The following is an 18,049-nucleotide window of genomic DNA, read 5'->3' as shown; positions in this document are numbered from 1 at the left end:
GCGGTACCCGCCGGGGTGGTCAGGTTCGGTTCGGTACGGGTGGTGAGAAGGAAGTCCGCGGCGCCGGCCTTGGCGCCCTGGATGAACTTCTCGAGTGCCCGGGTGCTGGTGGGGGCAGGGGTGGTGAGGGGGCGTGTGGCGGGGGTGCGGTGGCCGGTGTGTGCGGGGCCCGGGCCAGGGGTCGGGGGCCCGGGGTCGTCGCCTCGTGGCCCGCGCGCTGCGGGCGGGGCGCCGTGCGTCTGGACGGCGGGGCTGGCGCCCCCGGGGCGTGGGGCCGTCGGCGCTCCCCCGGGCGCCGGTGGTCGGGCCCCGGAAGGGCGGGCGGTGCCCGGCGTCCTGCGGTAGGCATCTTGCCGGGGCCGGCATGTGGTGGCCGGGCACGGTGGGCAGGGGCAGGGGCAGGGGCAGGGGCAGGGGGCACGGCGCGGGGGACGGCCCCGGCGGCGGTGCGGGGACAATGGGCGGGTGAGCTACCGCTACCGCGTCCTCGGCGCCACCCAGGCCGTCCGTCCGGACGGCACCGAGGTGCCGCTCGGCGGCGCCCGGCTGCGTGCGCTGCTGGGCGCGCTGGCCGTAGGCGGCGGCCGTCCGGCGTCCATTGGGCAGCTGGCCGCCCAGGTCTGGGGCGAGGACGAAGCGCCGCCCGCCGACGAAGTGGCGGCGGTGCAGGCGCTGGTGGGGCGGTTGCGCCGGGCGCTGGGCAAGGAGGCGGTGGCCTCGGTGCCAGGAGGCTACCGCCTGGTGGCCGAGCCGGACGACATCGATCTGTTCCGCTTCGAGCGGCTGGCGGCGGAGGGCTCCGCCGCGATCGGCGCGGGCGACCCGCGCCTCGCCGCCGCGCTGCTCGACGAGGCGCTGACGCTGTGGCGCGGCCCGCTGCTCGCGGATCTGCCGGGCGCCGCGAGCGGAGCGTCCCCCGCCTCGCGCGGCGGCCCCGCCGCCGTACGCGCCGAACGCCGCCACGCCCAAGCGCGCCGTGACCGCCTGGCGGCCGAGGTGGCGCTGGGCCGGGCAGAGGGCGCCCTGGCGGAACTGGCGGCGCTGGCGGACCAGGAGCCACTGGACGAACCGCTGCAGGCGCTGTGGATCCGCGCACTGCGCGCCACCGGCCGCCGTGCCGAGGCCCTGCAGGCGTACGAGGAAGTCCGCCTCCGGCTCGCCGATCGCCTCGGCGCGGATCCGAGCGGCGAACTGCGCGCCCTGCACGCCGAACTCCTGGCCGAGGACGCGCCCCCGTCGCCTCCGGAAGGTTCGGCGTGGCCTGCCGGGAGCGGCGCCCCTGAGCTTGACGGGCGCCCCGGGCGCGGCAGGCAACACGGGCCGGGGAACCTGCGGCCCCGGCTCACCACCTTTGTCGGGCGCGAGACTGAACTGAGCGGCCTGGTCGACGAGTTGCGCTCCCGGCGGCTGGTCACCCTGATGGGCCCCGGCGGTGTCGGGAAGACCCGGCTGGCCCTGGAGGCCGCCGAGGCGGCGGACGGGGCGTGGCCGGGCGGGGTGTGGGTGGCCGAGCTGGCGCCCGTACGGGGCGGGGAGGCCGTGGCGGAGGCGGTGCTGACCGCCCTCGGGGCGCGCGATACGGCGCTGGGCGGGTCCGGTGCCCGGGAGCTTCGGGCGGCCGAGGGAGCCGCGCTCGGCCCCCTCGCCGAGCTGCTGGAACACTGCGCCCGGCGCCGGATGCTGCTCGTCCTGGACAACTGCGAGCATGTGGTCGGCGCCGCGGCCGAGCTGGTCCAGGCTCTGCTCACCGACTGCCCCGACGTGACCGTACTGGCCACCAGCCGGGAGCCGCTGGGCATGCCGGGCGAGTGGGTACGGCCCGTCGAGCCGCTGCCGCCCGAGGTGGCGCTGCGGCTGTTCGCCGAGCGCGGCGCCGCCGTACGCCCCGGGTTCGGTACGGAGGACGACCGGCCGGCGTGTGAGGAGATCTGCCGTCGGCTCGACGGCCTGCCGCTGGCCATCGAGCTGGCCGCGGCCCGGCTACGGGCGCTGACCCCGCGCCAGATCGCCGACCGCCTGGACAGCCGCTTCCGGCTGCTGACCGGCGGCCACCGGACCGCACTGCCCCGGCAGCGGACGCTGCGGGCGGTGGTGGACTGGTCCTGGGACCTGCTGGACGAGGGTGAGCGGACCGTGCTCCGGCGGCTGGCCGTCTTCGCGGGCGGCTGCGCGCTGGAGGAGGCCGAGGCCGTCTGCGCCGAGCCCACCCGCGCCGGGGGCGCCACCCCCGCTACCCTCGACATCCTGAGTTCTCTTGTCGACAAGTCGCTCGTGCTCGCCGTCCCCGAGGGCCCGGACGGAATGCGTTACCGGCTGCTGGAGACCGTCACCGAGTACGCCGCGCAGCGGCTGGCCGAGTCAGGGGAGCGGGAGGCCGTCGAGCGGCGGCATCTCACCGTCTACCGCGAACTGGTCCGCACCGGCGACCCCCTGCTGCGCGGCCCGGAGCAGGCGCGGTGGCTCGAGCGGTTCGAGGCGGAGCACGACAACGTACGGGCCGCGCTGCGGCGCGCCGTGGAGCTGGGGGAGGAGCAGGAGGGGCTGTGCCTGGCGCTGTCCATGAGCTGGTTCTGGCAGCTGCGCAACCACTACGGGGACGCCCGCGCGTGGGCGTCCGCCGTTGCCGCGCTCGGCCCCGACCCGTTCCTCGCGCCCGTACGGCCCGCCGTGCCGCTGCCCGACCCCTGCACCGCCCAGGCGCCGCCCTGGTCCGAGGAGCAGCTGTGGGAGGCCAGGCGCGGGGTGCGGCTGATGGTCTTCGCGAGCGGCGGAGGGGGCGCCGCCCCGGCGGACGGGGAGGGTGCCCAGGAGTATCTGCGCGGGATCGTCGACGCGTACCGGCCGGGGTTGCCGCAGACCTGCCGCCAGCCGGGCTTCCTCTGGTTCTCCGCCAGGCTGCTCACCGGTCAGTCGGCGAGCCTCGGCGAGACCTTGGACGACGCGGTGCGGGACTGCCGGGAGTTCGGATACGTCTGGGAGCTCGGCCTCGTCCTGCTGCTCCGGGCGAGGCTGCGGTACGGCCACCCGGGCGGCCCGGAGCGATCGGAGGGCGACGCCGACCAGGCGCTGGCCCAGTTCGAGCGGGCCGGCGATCCGTGGGGGATCGCGGAGTCGCTGTCCGTACGTGGCGAGGCGTACGAGTGGCGGGGCCGGTACGAGGAGGCCGCCGCCGACTTCGCGCGGGCCATCGGGATCGCCGCGCGGGGCGGCGCCAAGACCCAGGTCCCGGCGCTCAAGGCCAGGCTGGCGTCCGTACGTCTTGAGACCGCCCGGGACGCGGGGGAGGAGGCCGAGGCCGAGCGGGTGCTGCGGCAGGCGGTGGTGGAGTCGGGCCAGTACGCGGGGGAGGCCCTGGACACGGCGCGGCTGATCCTGGTCCAGCGCCTCGGCCGCACGGGCCGTACCTCCGCCGCGCGGGATCAGCTCGACCAGCTGGAGCAGGCTTTTCCGGCCGCCACCCCGGCGTTTCTCACCGGCATGGTGGCGGGCCTGCACGGCTGGCTGGACTGTCTGGACGGCGCGTACGAGCACGCCCAGGGGCACCTCCGGCGGGCCGTGCGCTCCCTGGAGACCATGGCGTATCTGGTCGCGCCACATCTGGTCGCCGAGCAGTTCATCAGCGCCGCCTGGGCGAAGGCGCACCTGGGCGCGGCGGAGGACGGGGCGCGGCTGCTGGGCGCGTACGACCGCGGGCCCGTGATGGAGGGCTTCTGCTTCCGCTCCTTCTCGGCCGCGGCCGAGGTACGGCAGCGGGCCGAGACGGAGCTGCGCCGGGCGCTGGACGCGACGGCGTACGAGCGGGCCTACGCCGAGGGCGGCGGCCTCCCGGTGGAGGAGGCCGCCACGCTCGTGTGATCGAGCCCAGCCCCGAGTCTGAGCCCGAATCTGAAGGATCTGCCCCGGGGCGTCAGCCGTTCGGCTCCGACTGTGCGTCCGCCAGCCGCTCCCGCGCCTCGGCCAGGTCCTCCTCCGTCGGGGCGTCGTCCTGGGTGAGCTTGAGCCGCCAGTAGCCGGTGAAGTCGACCGACCGCCGGTCGATGCCGCGCTCGTCGAGCAGATGCCGGCGCAGGCTCCGTACCGCTCCCGCCTCACCGGCCAGCCACGCGAACACCGAGCCTGGCGGGAAGTCGGCCGAGCGCACCGCGTCGAGCAGCAGCCCGCGGGATCCGGCGGGGCGTCCGCCGCGGTGCAGCCAGTGCACCTCCAGCTCCACCTCGGCCGCGGTCGTGAAGCGCTGTTCCTCCGCCGCGTCGGCCACCTCGATGTACGCCACCGCGCGGGCGCCCTCGGGCAGCGCCTCGATCAGCGTGCTCATCGCGGGCAGCGCGGACTCGTCACCGGCCAGCAGCGTCCAGTCGGCCGCGCCGAGCGGCACGGGGCGGGCGAAGGCCGCCGACGGGCCGAACATGCCTAGGGTGTCGCCGGCACTGGCCGTCCGCGCCCAGCGCGTCGCCGGGCCCTCCTCCTCACCCTCGTCTCCGTGCAGGACGAAGTCGATGTCCAGCGCTCGGCGCCGCGGGTGGTACGCCCGGATGGTGTAGCTGCGCATCCACGGCCGCTCGTCCTCGGGGATCGCCTGGTATGCCTGGTACCAGCGCATCACATCGCCGTCCGCGCCGGGCTCCGGGAGGCGGGGCGCCGACTGGCTGGCCCTGGGGAAGTACAACTTGACCTGCTGATCGGGCGCGTCGCAGACGAAGTCGGCGAGGTCGTCCCCGCCGAAGGTCACGCGCGCCATGCGCGGGGTGATCCGCTGGACCTCGGTGACCTGGATGAACCGGACCGGCAACGACTGCTGCACCGCATCTCCTGAAGGCTGTAGGGCTGACGGCTGTAGGGCCTTTACCAGGGCGGCACACCCGGTGCGCCGCCCATGCCCTCGACCGTCCCAGCCGCTCCCTACAACCGGTCTACAGCTCGTCTACAGACCCCCGCAGACCCCCGTAACGCCCGTCCCCGTAACCCCCGTCATGAAGGGGCCGTGTCCGGGAGCCCGTACCCGTCCACCAGCGCGCGCCCCGCCCGCGTGGCGCGGGCGGCCACCTCCGCCGCCACCGCACCGGGGTCGCCGAACATCCCGTCCAGCAGCAGGGCGACATAGCCGCGCGCCATCACCGAGAGCGCTTCGAGCAGTTCGACCGCGGTTTTCGCCCCCTGCCCCGGCGGCACCACCTCGAACGCGCTCGGCAGCAGCAGGTCGATGAACTCCCGGGTGCTGTTGCGCAGTTCCGGGTGATGGGCGCGCAGACCGGGGGCGAAGAGCAGCTCGAAGGCGCCCCGGTGGACGGCGGCGGCGCGCACATAGCTGCCGGCGACCATGGCCAGGCGCTCATGGGGCGAGGAGGCCGTGGCCATGGCTTGGAGATGGATGGCCCGCAGCCGGTGCGACACCTCCAGGGCGGCGGCCGCCAACAGCGCGTCGCGGTCGGCGAAGTGGCGGTAGGGCGCCCCGGGGCTCACCCGGGTGCGGCGCGCGGCCTCCGCCACCGAGAAGCCGCGCACCCCTACCTCGTCTACGATCTCCAGCGTCGCCCGGACCAGCGCGGCGGCCAAGTCGCCGTGGTGGTAGGCGCCGCGTTCCCTGCCCCCGCTGCGTGCCATCCGGCTGACCTTATCGGATATCCGTTCGGTTTTCTCCGGCCCCGTCGCGCATGGCCAGGTCACGCATCGCCCGCAGGGCCTCGCGCGATCGCTCGATACGGATCGGCAGATCACGCACCCGCACCCCGGTGGCGTGGTGGAAGGCGTTCGCGATCGCGGCGGCCGAGCCCACGATGCCCAGCTCGCCGATGCCCTTGCCACCGACCGGGTTGAGCCGGCTGTCGCGCTCGTCCAGCCAGTGCACCTCCAGCTTCGGCACATCGGCGTTGGCGGCGATGTGGTAGCCCGCGAAGTCGTGGTTGGCGAAGTCGCCGAACGCCGGGTCCACCTCGCCGACCTCCAGCAGCGCCATGGAGAGCCCCATCGTCATCGCCCCCAGGAACTGCGAGCGGGCCGTCGTGGGGCTGAGGATCCGCCCGGCCGCGAACACCCCCAGCATCCGGTCGACGCGGATCTCCCCGGTGTCCGCGTCCACCCGCACCTGGGCGAACTGCGCGCCGAAGGTGTGGCGCGAGAGGTCCGCCCGCTCCTGGAGGTCCTCGGTGGTGTCGGCCATCACCTCCAGGCCCCCGTTTGGGACGACACCCGCGTAGCCGCGCATCTCCTCCACCAGCGCGCGGCACGCCTTGTGGACGGCCCAGCCCCACGACGACGTGCCCATCGAGCCGCCCGCGAACGGCGCCACGCCCAGCGAGGCCCGGCCGATCTCCAGCCGCAGCCGCGTCAGGGACACCCCGAGCGCGTCCGCCGCCACCTGCGTGAGCGCGGTGCGCGCCCCCGTGCCGATGTCGACCGCGCCGATCCGGACCACAAAGGTGCCGTCCGGCTCGGCGCGCGCGGTGGCCGTGGAGGGCGCGGTGTAGTCGGGGTGGTGCGAGGCGGCCATGCCGGTGCCGACCAGCCAGCGCCCCTCCCGGCGGACCCCCGGCGCCGGATCGCGCCGCTCCCAGCCGAACCGCTCGGCGCCCTCGCGCAGACACTCGACCAGGCTGCGGCTGCTGAACGGCTTGCCGGTGCCCGGGTCCAGCTCCGGTTCGTTGCGGATGCGCAGCTCGATCGGGTCCATGCCCAGCTCGACGGCCAGCTCGTCGATGGCCGACTCCAGCGCGAACATGCCCGGGGTGTGGCCGGGCGCCCGGAACCAGGCGGGCGTCATGATGTCCAGCGGCGCCACCTTCACGGTGGTGCGGACATCCGGCGCCGCGTACATCATCCGCGTCGAGGACACCGTCTGGTCGGCGAACTCCAGCATCCTCGACCGCGGCTGCACCGACTCGTGGTCGATCGCGGTCAGCCGGCCGTCCCGCTCGGCCCCGAGCCGGATCCGCTGGATCGTCGGCGCCCGGTGGGGGACCAGCGCGAACATCTGCTGCCGGGTCAGCGCGATCTTCACCGGCCGCCGTACGACCTGGGCGGCCAGCACCGCCAGAACGGCCGGCGAGCGCGGAATGCCCTTGGACCCGAAGCCGCCGCCGACGTGTTCGGTGACCACCTCCACCACGTCCAGGTCGAGCCCGAACAGCGCGGCCATCAACTGCGCGGCGTAGCGCGGGCCCTGGTTGGAGTCGTGCAGGGTCAGCCGGCCCTCCTGCCAGGAGGCGATGGTGGCATGCGGCTCCATCGGGCTCGGATGCTCCACCGGGGTGGTGTACGTGGCGTCGGTGCGCACCGGGGCGGCCGCCAGGGCGCGCTCCACATCGCCGCGCTCCTGGAACCCGGGTTCGCCGTCGGTCACCCGCTCGGGGACGTACGCCGCCTCGTCGTCCGCGCGCAGCACCACATCGTGCGGCTCGGGCGCATAGCTCAGCCGCACCGCCGCCGCGGCCTCGCGCGCGGACTCCAGGGAGGTGGCCACCACCGCCGCCACGATCTGGCCGTGGTAGGCGACCTCGGGGGACTGGAGCACGAACAGGTCGGCGCTGACCTCCGCGTCCGCGTTCAGCCGCGGGGCGCTGCCGGAGTCGAGGACCGTCAGCACGCCCGGCAGCGCGAGGGCCGCGGACGCGTCCACCTCCGTCACCCGGCCGCGGGCGATCGTCGACTGCACCGGCCAGACATAGGTGATGTCCGGGGTCGGGAACTCATACGAGTACAGCGCCTCCCCGGTGACCTTCTGGGGGCCGTCCACCCGGGTCAGCGGGGCGCCGATCGTCTGCTCGACGGTGGTCATGCGCGGTCCTTCCTCGCCACCAGGTCGCGGATGGCCGCGACGATCAGATCAATGGTCAGGTCGACCTTGAACGCGTTGTCCGGCAGCGGGCGGGCGGCCGCCAGCTCCGCCCGCGCCGCCTCGCGCAGCGTCTCCACATCCGGGCGCCGCCCCCGCAGCAGCTCCTCCGCCGCCCTGGCCCGCCACGGGCGCGGCGCCACACCGCCGAGCGCTACCGCTACGTCCGCGAGCCGGCCCGCCTCGTCCACACTCACCGCCGCGCCGACGCTGACCAGCGCGAAGGCGTAACTGCGGCGGTCGCGCACCTTGCGGTAGACCATCGCCGCGCCCGGCGGCGGCGCCGGCAGCTCCACGGCGGTGATCAGATCGCCGTGCTCCAGCACGGTCTCCCGCTGCGGCGTGTCGCCGGGCAGCACGTACAGCTCCTCCACCGGGACGGTGCGCACGGCGCCGTCCGTCGAGCGCAGCCGCACCACCGCGTCCAGCGCGACCAGCGCGACCGCCATATCGGACGGGTGGCTTGCCACGCAGTGGTCGGAGGTGCCCAGGATCGCGAGGTCGCGGTGCGCGCCCTCGATCGCGGGACAGCCCGAGCCCGGCTCGCGCTTGTTGCAGGGCTTGGTCACGTCCTGGAAGTAGCCGCAGCGGGTGCGCTGCAGCAGATTCCCCGCCACCGTGGCGACCGTGCGCAGTTGCCCCGACGCGCCCGCCAGCAGGGACTGCGACAGCAGCGGGAAGCGCTCCCGTACGCCCGGGTCGCCGGCCAGCTCGCCGTTGCGCACCGCGGCGCCGATCAGCGCCGAGCCGTCGGCGCGGTGCTCGATCCGGTCGTGGTCCAGCCGGGAGACGTCCACGACCAGGCCGGGCCCGGCGACGCCGAGCTTCATCAGGTCCACCAGATTGGTGCCGCCGCCCAGATACACGGCGTCGGGCCGCTCCGCCACCAGCGCGGCCGCCTCGGCGGGGTCGGCGGCGCGTACGTACGCGAACTCCCTCATCGCGCGCCCCCCTCGGCGCCCGCCGCCTCCAGGACCGCTTCCACGATGCCGCCGTACGCGCCGCAGCGGCACAGATTGCCGCTCATCCGCTCGCGGACCTCCTCGTGGTCCAGCGCGCCGACGCCCGCGGTGGCGGTGGTGGCGGTGGCGATGGCGGTGGCGGCGATGTCTTCGGTCACCTGGCTCGGCCAGCCGCGCCGGGCCTCGTCGAGCGCCCCGATGGCCGAGCAGATCTGACCGGGGGTGCAGTAGCCGCACTGCAGCCCGTCGTGGTTGAGGAAGGCGCGCTGCACCGGGTGCAGCTCCGCGCCGTCCGTAAGGTCCGCCACCCCTTCGATCGAGACGATCTCCCGCCCCTCGGCAGCCACCGCGAACATCAGGCAGCTGTTCACCCGCTCGCCGTCCATCAGGACGGTGCAGGCGCCGCACTGCCCGTGGTCACAGCCCTTCTTCGTACCGGTCAGGCCCAGCCGCTCGCGCAGCACATCGAGCAGGGTGGTCCGGTTGTCCACGGTCAGGGCGTGTGCGGCGCCGTTGATGCGCAAGGTGATATCGCTACTTGGAGACGAATGTGAGAGGGTCATACATCCAATGTATCAATCTCTTACATGAGTTGAGGGTATTTCAGACATGCCAGAGGCGGAGATGCCGCGTGTCGCGATGCCGGGCCCTGGGGGATGGGCCGCCGGGACCCCGGGTGGCGAGGCGCCGAGGGTGGTCGAGGAGGCGTACCGGTGGTGGCGGGCGGGCGAGCCCTTCGCCCGCGCCACCGTCGTGGACACCTGGCGCTCCTCACCCCTGCCGCCGGGCACGAGCATGCTGGTCGGGCCGGACGGCTCCGCCGTCGGCAGCGTCTCGGGCGGCTGTGTCGAGGGCGCGGTCTATGAACTGGCCCAGGAGGTCATCGCCTCGGGCACACCGGTGCTCCAGCGCTACGGGGTGAGCGACGACGACGCCTTCGCGGTCGGGCTGACCTGCGGCGGAGTCATCGACATCCACGTGGAGCGGATCGACCCCACCGGATTTCCCGAGTACGGCGAGGTGGCCGAGGCGATCCGGGCCGGGACGCCGGTGGCCGAGGTGAGCTGCGTGGCTGTCGACGGCCCCGACCCCGAGGGCAGGCTGGGCCGCCGCCTGGTGGTCCGGCCCGACGGCACCACCGGGTCGCTCGGCTCCGAGCGGCTGGACGCGGCGGCCGCCCAGGCCGCGCGCGGCATGCTGGCCGGCGGGCGCACCGGCACCCTGCGCCACGGCTACGACGGCCGGCGCCTCGGCCAGGAGCTCACCCTGTTCGTATCCGCCCACGCCGCACCGCCCAGGCTGCTGGTCTTCGGCGCCGTCGACTTCGCCGCGGCACTGGCCCGTATCGGCGGCTTCCTCGGCTACCGCGTCACCGTCTGCGACGCCCGCCCCGTCTTCGCCACCCGGCGCCGCTTCCCCGAGGCGCACGAGGTCGTGACCGACTGGCCGCACCGCTATCTGCGGGCCGCGGCGGAGGCGGGCCGGCTGGACGAGCGGACCGCGGTCTGCGTCCTCACCCATGACCCCAAGTTCGATGTGCCCCTGCTCGAGGTCGCGCTGCGCCTCCCGCTCGGCTACATCGGCGCCATGGGCTCCCGCCGCACCCACGAGGACCGGCTGCGCCGGTTGCGCGAGCGCGGCCTCGGCGAGGCCCGGCTGGCCCGGCTGGCCTCGCCGATCGGCCTCGACCTGGGCGCCCGTACGCCCGAGGAGACCGCGGTCAGCATCGCCGCCGAGATCGTCGCCGACCGCTGGGGCGGCAGCGGCACCCGCCTGACCTCGCGTACCGGATCCATCCATTCCGCGGCCGATGGCTGACATCCGGCGGCCGGTGGCTGAGACGGCCGTACGGAGCGGGGCGGGCCGGGGCCACAATGGGTCCGTTTCCGGAGATGGATGTAAGGGGAATCGAGTCAGCCGTGGAGACCGCGAGAAACACCGAGGAGGAGACCGGCCCGGCACAGGACGGCCGACCCGCCGGGGCGGGCGGGGACCAGCCGAGCGGGGACGGGCCTGACGGGGACGAGCCGGGCGGGAAGGGGGCGGTCGGCGACGCACCGGCAGGGGACGGGCCGGCAGCGGACGGGCCGGCAGGGGACGGGCCGGCAGGGGACGGGCCAGCGGCGGACGGGTCGGCCGGTAGGGGGTGGCGGCGGTGGGTCATGGATATGCGGCCCCTGCGGCACCGTCCGTTCCGCCGCCTGTGGGCGTCCACCTCCATCACCACGATCGGCAGCCAGCTCACCGCGGTGGCCGTGCCCAAGCAGATCTACGACCTCACCGGCTCCTCGGCCTGGGTCGGCTACGCGAGCTTCGCGGGGCTGCTGCCGCTGGTGGTCTTCGCGCTGTGGGGCGGCGCGGTCGCCGACCGGGTGGACCGGCGGACCCTGATGCTGGTCACGGGGGTCGGCATCGCCGTCATCTCGGTGCTGTTCTGGGCGCAGTCTGCCGCCGGGATCCACTCGGTGGCGCTGCTGATGGTGCTGCTCGCCGTCCAGCAGGGCCTGTTCGGCATCAACTTCCCCGCCCGTAGCGCCTCGATAGCCCGGCTCGTCCCCGCCGAGGAGCTGCCCGCCGCGGGCGCCCTGCAGTCCACCGTCGCGCAGACCGGCATGGTGCTGGGGCCGCTGCTGGCGGGGGCGCTGATCCCGCTCATCGGCCTGTCCACGCTGTATCTGATCGACGCCGTCGCGCTGTGCTTCACCCTGTGGGCCGTATGGCGGCTGCCCGCGCTGCCCCCGCTGGACACGGGCGACGAGGCCGACGACGGGAAGGCGCGCGGCAGGCGGCGGGCCGGCGGGCGGGAGGTGGCAGACGGGTTCCGTTACATCGTGGCGCAGCGGGTGCTGCTGCTGTCCTTCCTCGCGGACATCGTCGCGATGGTCTTCGGCATGCCGCGGGCCCTGTTCCCACAGCTGGCGTCGGGCACCTACGCGCCCTGGGGCGAGGGGTTCGCACTCGGGCTGCTGTTCGCCGCGATACCCATCGGGGCGGTGGCCGGCGGGCTGCTGTCGGGGACCTTCTCCCGGGCCCGCCACCACGGGCTGATGGTCAGCGCCGCCGTGGTGGTCTGGGGGCTGGCCATCACCGGGTTCGGGCTGAGCGGCGGACTGTGGTGGGCGGCGGCCTTCCTGGCCGTGGCGGGGGTCGCCGACATGGTCTCCATGGTCTTCCGCGGGGCGATCCTCCAGTCGGCCGCCACCGACGATATGCGCGGCCGGATGCAGGGCATCTTCACGGTCGTGGTGGCCGGCGGGCCGCGCCTGGCCGACCTGCTGCACGGCACGGCCGGCTCGCTGTTCGGCCCCCGGGTGGCGGTGACCGCGGGCGGTCTGCTGGTCGTCGTCATCATGCTCGCCCTGACCGCCGCCGTTCCTTCCTTCCGGCGCTACACCGCCTGAGGACACGCCCCGGCCGGGCCCGTCAGGGACGGGCCCGGCCCTTTCCGTCGGCAGGCGGCTGGTCGGCAGGCGGTCAGATACGGTCGGCCGCGATCAGGAAGTACTGGAAGGAGCCGTCCTTGTAGGAGTTGATGAACGCCTCCTCAATGCCTGTGACCAGTGAGGACGTGGCCCGTAGCACCCAGTAGGGCAGGGTCGCGGGAGTGAGGTCGACGACGGCCTGCGGTACGAGCCGGTTGTCGGCCATGGCGCGCAGATACTCCCGGCGGGAGTGGATGTTGCACTCGAAGTGCGCGTTGATCTGGGAGACCCACTTCGAGGGCTGGCCGTAACGCGGGTTCCAGCAGCCGGTGATGGTCACGTAGCGGCCGCCGACCGCGAGGATGCGGGAGTGCTCGGCGAAGAGGTCGTGCAGGTCGACGTACATGCTCGACTCGTTGTTCCACGAGGCCGCGGCCTGCCCGGTCTCGAAGGGCGTACCGAGCATATTGCAGACACGGGCGTGGACGTGGTCCTCGATGCCGAGTTCGCGGGCGCGCTGGTTGGCGAAGTCGGCCTGCTTGGCCGAGAGCGTGACGCCCTCGACCTTGCATCCGAAGCGCTGGTGGGCCATGACCATCGAGCCGCCGCGGCCGCATCCGGCGTCCACGAGCGTGTCGTCGCGGTCAATGGGGCCGAGGTGGTCCAGGAGGAGTTCGGCCTGCGCCGACTCCAGGCGGTGGAGCTCGGCGATCAGCCTCTTCTCGTATTCGCCGGTGCCGCCGCCGGCGTCGCCGAGGGCGGCGTGGTCGACGCTTCCGATGCCGTAGTGGTGGTGGTAAAGGCCGTCGACATCGCCGAGCCGCAGGTTCACGGGCCTGGCCTCGTGGTCCCAGTAGCGGGCGATGTCCCCCTGGTAGGGCGTCGCCGGGGCGGGGATGAACACGGAGGTTTCGGCAGAGGTGTCGGCAGGGGTGGCGACGGTGGTGAGATCGGCGCTGGTCACGGATGGATCCATTCTTCTTACCAGAAATCGGGCAGGGTGTAGCGATAGGTGTTGGTCTGGTGCCAGTAGTGGTTGCCGTCGACCCATACGGCCACGCCCCGCACAAAGCGCTGCACGCTGGGGACGGGGCAGGTGGCGGCCAGGGCCGCGGCCTCGGCCTCGAAGTCGTGCATGAGCTCGTTGTGGACCTCGACCGCCTTCAGATAGCCCTCGCGGTCGGAGACGCCCTCACGTTCGGCGATCACCACGGGCAGGTTCAGATGCCGGCCGGGGCTCGCGAGTTCCTTGGTGTACGAGTACAGGTCGTTCACGATGGTGGTGGCGTTCCCGGCGAGCGCGATGACCCGCTGCATGGCGGGCTGGGCGTGCAGGTCCGCGGGGAGTTCGTAGCCGCCGACGGTGTCGGTGATGGTGGGGCAGGGGCGGAAGTTGTTGAACTGGCGCATCGCCAGGTACTCCCACACCTCGGGGACGTGGTCCGTCTGGGCCCAGGCGGCCTCGGCGAGGTACCCCATGTGCAGCCGGGCCATGTCGTGCCGGAACCGGTCGGCCTGGGAGGGGCTGGCCGCTTGGAGGAAGTACTCCATGGCGGAGCGGTACGCGCGTCGGGGCGCGTCCGAATGAAGCGACTCCGCCCACCGCGGTTGGTACTCCTCGGTCGTGTGCAGGGGGTCGAGGGCGGTGTGCGCCAGCAGTAGGCGTCCGCCGAGGCCGATGGGCGAACCTCCGTGGTCCTCGCAGTAGCAGTCGTCCACCGCGTTCTCGGCGACCATCAGGCGCGTGGCGAGCATCAGATGGTCGACGGTGGGGGCGTCCGGATGGCAGGCGACCATGTAGCGCCCCACGGAGAAGCCGTCGAACTGGTCCTCCCAGTCCTCGGGGTACAGATCGACCTCGTCCAACGCCCACGTCTTGATCCTGCGGCTGACCTCCTCCACCCGCACGGGGTCGGGCTCCGCCACCGGGTGGTGGTAGAGGCCCGGGACCGGGTTGCCCTCCGCCGGGGTTGCCGGCGGCTTCAGCGGTGTCGGCGGCGGCGGTGGTTCCTCGCGCCGGGCCAGGTGCAGGCTCGCCGTGCCCAGGCCACTGGGGCCGCGCAGGATCCGCTCCAGGACGGTGCTCGGTGCCTTGAAGTGGTCAGCAGCCGTACCCGGACCGGACTGCCGAGACGGCTCCGGCTGTGTTTCCGGGCTGGTGTCAACAGTCATCGGGCGGACTCTCCTTCGTAAGGACGGTGGCCGACATGCGTGCGCGTCACCGGGGGACGCGTCACCGGAAAAGCGGAAAGGAGGGGGCAAACATCAGGGAATCCGTCCAGATCCCGGGGAACAGTAACGGCCGGTGCGTCCAGCGGGCCGTCAGAAGCCGTCGTTATTAACTCGATGCGATGATCTGACACCGCAGAATGTTTGCCCGGGAAGCCGACGGTATTCGGACACGGCCGCGGGTACCGTGATGATCAACAGACGGCCGTGGCCATGCCAACCCCGTGCGAGCCCGTCCGGAACCGCCGAGCGGCCCAGGAGGCTCTACCCAGCATGCCCACCCTGCCTCAGCAGCCGTCGGCGGATCCGCCCGGCCCGCACATGGTCGTCTGCGGCGACGACGCGCTCGCCCACCGCCTCGCCGCCGAACTCAAGGACGTCTACCTGGAGCGGGTGACCGTCGTCATCCCCGCCACGCCCTCCGCCTGGGAGCCACGGCCGGCGCGGACCGCGGTGCCCGGGGCCGGGCGCGGCCGGGCGCGGGCCGCGGCGCTCTTCGGGCGGATGACGGCGGCCGTGGGCCGCCCGTCGCTGGCCCCGCCGGAGCCCGCCGCCGCGCCTTCGGGTGCGGGCATACGGGTCCTGGAGGCGGTCGAGCCGGACGACGAGGTGCTGACCGAGGCCGGGGTGGAACGGGCCGCCGCGCTCGCGCTGGTCTACGACGACGACGAGACCAACATCCACGCCGCGCTGCGCGCCCGCCGCCTCAACCCCCGGCTGCGGCTGGTGATCCGGCTCTACAACCGCAAGCTCGGCGAGCATCTGCGGGAACTGCTCGACCAGGCCGCGGCGGTCGCCGACCCGGGCCTGGACGCGACGGAGCCGGATGCCTCGACCACCGTCCTGTCGGACGCCGACACCGCCGCGCCCGCGCTCGCGGCCACCGCCGTCGCGGGCACCAGCAAGGTGATCCAGGCCGACGGGGTGCTGCTGCGGGCCACCATCCGCACCCCGCGCGGCCGCGACGCCATCGCCGACCCCGGTCTTGCCACCCTCGCCCTGCTCTCCTCGACCACCAACGACCCAGCGGGCCAGGAGGGTTCGGACAGCAGCGGGGCCGAAGGGCCGCGCATGCTGCCCGACGACCAGACCGCGGCCGCCGCGACCGGGCGCCGTACGGTGGTGCTTGAGGCCGTCTCGCACACCGGATCCGCGCTGCCGCGGCGCCGGCTCGGCGGCCGGGGCGTGCCGCTCGGCTCGCTGTTCTCCCGCCGGCTGCGGCGGACCGTCCTGGGGTTCGCCGCGGCGCTGCTGGCCCTCGCCGTCGCGTCCTGGCAGATCACCGGCGAACACCCGCTGCGCGCCGCCTATCTGACGCTGCTTGACATCCTCGGCACCGGCGACCCCGCGCTCGGCCAGCCGCTCGCCCGGCAGATTCTGCAACTGCTGTCCGGACTGGTCGGCCTGATGCTGCTGCCCGTCCTGGTGGCCGCCACACTGGAAGGGCTCGGCACCTTCCGGACCGCGTCCGCCCTGCGCCGGCCGCCGCGCGGGCTGTCCGGCCATGTCGTACTGCTCGGCCTCGGCAAGGTCGGCACCCGAGTGCTGGCCCGGCTGCGGGAGCTGGACATCCCCGTGGTGTGCGTCGAGGAGGACCCCCAGGCGCGTGGCATTCCGCTGGCCCGCCGGCTGCGGGTGCCCACCATCATCGGGGACGTCACGGAGGAGGGCGTGCTGGAGGCCGCCAAGATCGACCGGGCACACGCACTGCTCGCGGTCACCAGCTCGGACACCACCAATCTGGAGGCCGCGCTGTACGCCCGCTCGCTCGAGCCCGGCCTGCGGGTGGCCATGCGGCTGTACGACGACCGCTTCGCCAGAGCCGTCTACCGCACCCTGCGGGCCGCGCACCCACAGGCGCTGACCCGCAGCCGGAGCGTGTCCACGCTGGCGGCCCCGGCCTTCGCGGGCGCCATGATGGGACGTCAGATCCTCGGCGCGGTCCCCGTCGAGCGGCGGGTGCTGCTCTTCGCCGCGGTGCCGGCCGCCGGCCACCCACAACTGGAGGGCCGCACCGTCGCGCAGGCGTTCCGGCCGGGCGCCTGGCGGGTGGTCGCCCTGGACACCGCGGACGCCGGTGGCCGGCTCCGCGATCTGGCCGTGGCGCCCCCTGCCGACGGCAGCGGGCGGCAGCGGGGCCTGGTGTGGGACCTCCCGCCGGACTACGTCCTGCGGCCCCAGGACCGTGTGGTGCTGGCCGCGACCCGCCAGGGCCTGGGTGAACTCCTCGGTCGCGGACCGGTGTCCGGCCGTACGGACGGCCGTACGGATCCCGCCGCGCGCCCCGCCTCCCCGGGCCCGGCCTGAAACAGGGTCCATGGGGGCTCTGGTTCAGGGTGCCTCTGGGGTCAGGACGGGCCTGCCCAGTCCAGCGTGGGGGCGAGAGACCCCTCCAGGGAAGCACCGTGCGCGCCGCGAGCGCCCGCTGCTCCGGGTCCGCCGCCTCGAACGCCCCGCTGCGCTCGGCGAGTTCACCGTAGGTGATGGTGCGGCCGAATCCGACCGTCTGCTGGAGCGTACGCAGCACGGACTGCTGCGCCCCGGACGTCAGCGCCCAGTCGAGCGGCAGGTCCAACTCCCGCCGCCGCCCGGCGAAGTAATCGGCGAAGCGGGCCCCCTTCCCCGCTCAGTCTCGGGGCGCTTCAACGCGCGGGCTTCCCTCGTCGCTGCTCGCTCCTTCGTCACTGCGCGGCTCCTCAGTCCAGCCCGCGCAGCGCCCCGAGACACGCTCACCGGCCACCGCCGCCGCTCTGCGGTCGCCGGATGCCTCGGATATCAGCGGCCCCGCCGGCAACCCGGCCGCGCCCTGCGGGGTGTAGGCCGCCGCGGCCACGCCCCGGTCGGTCACGCCCACCCGCATCCGCCCGGTGGGAAGCGGCGTCTCCACAGTCACCCACATCACGCTCACCCGGCGACCCTACTGGGCACCACCGACACCCGGCCCGGGTGTCGTACGGGCCGGACGCCGTACGCGAGCGGTCGCCGTCAGGCGCCTCGCAGCTGGTTGTGGTCGCCGGTGCCGTTGACGGAGGACGGCGGGCGGGTGGGGCGCTCCAGGATGCCCCGGGCGTCGCTCGGGATCGCCTCGGGAGCCGGGCCGGGCGGTGCGCCCGTGGCCTCGGCCGCACCCTGGTAGGGCTGGGCGGAGCCGTTGATCTTCTCGATCGCCTGCCGCGCCTGCTCACCGGGGGAGCGGGCCGTCAGGGGCGCGGCCGGGGCCGGGGCGGGTGCGGGGAGCTGCTGGCCGCGGTCGTGGGCCGGCTTGGCGTGGGAAGCGTGAGTGGTGTGCGTGGCGTGGACGGCGGAGGTCGGCCGGCCGCGCAGCCGGTGGCTGACGGCCTCGTCGAGGCTCACCGGGCGTTGCAGCTGGGCGGCCAGCCGGCCGGCCTCCTGGCCGAGCCTGGCGATGTCCTCCCAGGACAGATGGAGCACGAGGCGGAGTTCCGCGTCCCCGCCCGGGAGAGCTTGTACGGGAGGGGTGGCCGGCTCGTTCACGATCGGTTCTCCAAGCGTCGGGCAGCTGTTGGGCCGCTGTCGGGTCGGCGTCGTGCGCCGTGCACCGTGCACCGGCGCACGAAGGGTGGTACGTGGCCCGGCTTCTGCCCGTT

Annotated in this window: 13 protein-coding genes; 4 read left to right on the top strand and 9 right to left on the bottom strand. The window is 74.1% G+C overall.

Annotated elements, in window-relative coordinates; translation table 11 throughout:
• The first annotated feature begins 465 nt into the window (after positions 1-465).
• Positions 466-3,855: an AfsR/SARP family transcriptional regulator gene (locus ACWDSL_RS25140; RefSeq protein ID WP_450488979.1), complete on the top strand. Its 3,390-nt coding sequence runs from the start codon at positions 466-468 to the stop codon at positions 3,853-3,855.
• A 52-nt stretch (positions 3,856-3,907) separates the two neighbouring features.
• Here the strand turns inward: ACWDSL_RS25140 and ACWDSL_RS25135 are convergent, their stop codons facing one another.
• The 5 genes from ACWDSL_RS25135 to ACWDSL_RS25115 all read right to left on the bottom strand — a co-directional run bounded on the left by ACWDSL_RS25135 (position 3,908) and on the right by ACWDSL_RS25115 (position 9,353).
• A complete protein-coding gene (locus ACWDSL_RS25135; RefSeq protein WP_450488977.1) occupies positions 3,908-4,801 on the bottom strand; it encodes a siderophore-interacting protein in 894 nt (297 codons plus the stop codon).
• 167 nt (positions 4,802-4,968) lie between these two features.
• Positions 4,969-5,601 (bottom strand): TetR/AcrR family transcriptional regulator, encoded by a 633-nt coding sequence (locus ACWDSL_RS25130; protein WP_450488975.1) that lies wholly within the window; start codon positions 5,599-5,601, stop codon positions 4,969-4,971.
• A 10-nt stretch (positions 5,602-5,611) separates the two neighbouring features.
• Complete coding sequence (locus ACWDSL_RS25125; RefSeq protein WP_450488973.1) at positions 5,612-7,771, bottom strand: xanthine dehydrogenase family protein molybdopterin-binding subunit; 2,160 nt, start codon at positions 7,769-7,771, stop codon at positions 5,612-5,614.
• The gene (locus ACWDSL_RS25120; protein ID WP_450488971.1) at positions 7,768-8,769 is read right to left on the bottom strand and encodes an FAD binding domain-containing protein; all 1,002 of its coding nucleotides are present in this window, start codon (positions 8,767-8,769) and stop codon (positions 7,768-7,770) included. The genes ACWDSL_RS25125 and ACWDSL_RS25120 overlap by 4 nt, the downstream gene beginning before the upstream one ends.
• The gene (locus tag ACWDSL_RS25115; RefSeq protein ID WP_450488969.1) at positions 8,766-9,353 is read right to left on the bottom strand and encodes a (2Fe-2S)-binding protein; all 588 of its coding nucleotides are present in this window, start codon (positions 9,351-9,353) and stop codon (positions 8,766-8,768) included. The genes ACWDSL_RS25120 and ACWDSL_RS25115 overlap by 4 nt, the downstream gene beginning before the upstream one ends.
• Before the next feature lie 76 nt (positions 9,354-9,429).
• On the opposite strand from ACWDSL_RS25115, the gene ACWDSL_RS25110 reads away from it, so the two are divergent.
• Positions 9,430-10,608 carry an XdhC family protein gene (locus tag ACWDSL_RS25110; protein WP_450488983.1) on the top strand — a complete coding sequence of 393 codons (1,179 nt, stop codon included), beginning with the start codon at positions 9,430-9,432 and terminating at the stop codon, positions 10,606-10,608.
• A 101-nt stretch (positions 10,609-10,709) separates the two neighbouring features.
• The gene (locus ACWDSL_RS25105; RefSeq protein WP_450488967.1) at positions 10,710-12,191 is read left to right on the top strand and encodes an MFS transporter; all 1,482 of its coding nucleotides are present in this window, start codon (positions 10,710-10,712) and stop codon (positions 12,189-12,191) included.
• A 73-nt stretch (positions 12,192-12,264) separates the two neighbouring features.
• Here the strand turns inward: ACWDSL_RS25105 and ACWDSL_RS25100 are convergent, their stop codons facing one another.
• Together ACWDSL_RS25100 and ACWDSL_RS25095 are read right to left on the bottom strand one after the other, a co-directional pair.
• The gene (locus ACWDSL_RS25100) at positions 12,265-13,188 is read right to left on the bottom strand and encodes a geranyl diphosphate 2-C-methyltransferase (RefSeq protein ID WP_450488965.1); all 924 of its coding nucleotides are present in this window, start codon (positions 13,186-13,188) and stop codon (positions 12,265-12,267) included.
• 5 nt (positions 13,189-13,193) lie between these two features.
• Positions 13,194-14,384 (bottom strand): family 2 encapsulin nanocompartment cargo protein terpene cyclase, encoded by a 1,191-nt coding sequence (locus ACWDSL_RS25095; RefSeq protein ID WP_450488963.1) that lies wholly within the window; start codon positions 14,382-14,384, stop codon positions 13,194-13,196.
• 330 nt (positions 14,385-14,714) lie between these two features.
• On the opposite strand from ACWDSL_RS25095, the gene ACWDSL_RS25090 reads away from it, so the two are divergent.
• Complete coding sequence (locus ACWDSL_RS25090; protein WP_450488961.1) at positions 14,715-16,748, top strand: NAD-binding protein; 2,034 nt, start codon at positions 14,715-14,717, stop codon at positions 16,746-16,748.
• A gap of 319 nt (positions 16,749-17,067) precedes the next feature.
• Here the strand turns inward: ACWDSL_RS25090 and ACWDSL_RS25085 are convergent, their stop codons facing one another.
• Both ACWDSL_RS25085 and ACWDSL_RS25080 read right to left on the bottom strand, forming a co-directional pair.
• Positions 17,068-17,334: a hypothetical protein gene (locus ACWDSL_RS25085; protein WP_450488959.1), complete on the bottom strand. Its 267-nt coding sequence runs from the start codon at positions 17,332-17,334 to the stop codon at positions 17,068-17,070.
• A gap of 92 nt (positions 17,335-17,426) precedes the next feature.
• Positions 17,427-17,936: a hypothetical protein gene (locus tag ACWDSL_RS25080; protein ID WP_450488957.1), complete on the bottom strand. Its 510-nt coding sequence runs from the start codon at positions 17,934-17,936 to the stop codon at positions 17,427-17,429.
• Between the last annotated feature and the right edge of the window lie 113 nt (positions 17,937-18,049).

The sequence above is a fragment of the Streptomyces sp. NPDC000941 genome (genome assembly GCF_053599555.1).
Note: the sequence above shows the minus strand (reverse complement) of the source record. Positions and strands in the feature narration are given on the sequence as shown.

Coding starts and splice junctions, on each gene's coding strand:
- ACWDSL_RS25095 (WP_450488963.1), bottom strand. CDS start 14,384: ATGACTGTTGACACCAGCCCGGAAACACAGCCGGAGCCGTCTCGGCAG.
- ACWDSL_RS25130 (WP_450488975.1), bottom strand. CDS start 5,601: ATGGCACGCAGCGGGGGCAGGGAACGCGGCGCCTACCACCACGGCGAC.
- ACWDSL_RS25115 (WP_450488969.1), bottom strand. CDS start 9,353: ATGACCCTCTCACATTCGTCTCCAAGTAGCGATATCACCTTGCGCATC.
- ACWDSL_RS25090 (WP_450488961.1), top strand. CDS start 14,715: ATGCCCACCCTGCCTCAGCAGCCGTCGGCGGATCCGCCCGGCCCGCAC.
- ACWDSL_RS25110 (WP_450488983.1), top strand. CDS start 9,430: ATGCCGGGCCCTGGGGGATGGGCCGCCGGGACCCCGGGTGGCGAGGCG.
- ACWDSL_RS25100 (WP_450488965.1), bottom strand. CDS start 13,188: ATGGATCCATCCGTGACCAGCGCCGATCTCACCACCGTCGCCACCCCT.
- ACWDSL_RS25125 (WP_450488973.1), bottom strand. CDS start 7,771: ATGACCACCGTCGAGCAGACGATCGGCGCCCCGCTGACCCGGGTGGAC.
- ACWDSL_RS25120 (WP_450488971.1), bottom strand. CDS start 8,769: ATGAGGGAGTTCGCGTACGTACGCGCCGCCGACCCCGCCGAGGCGGCC.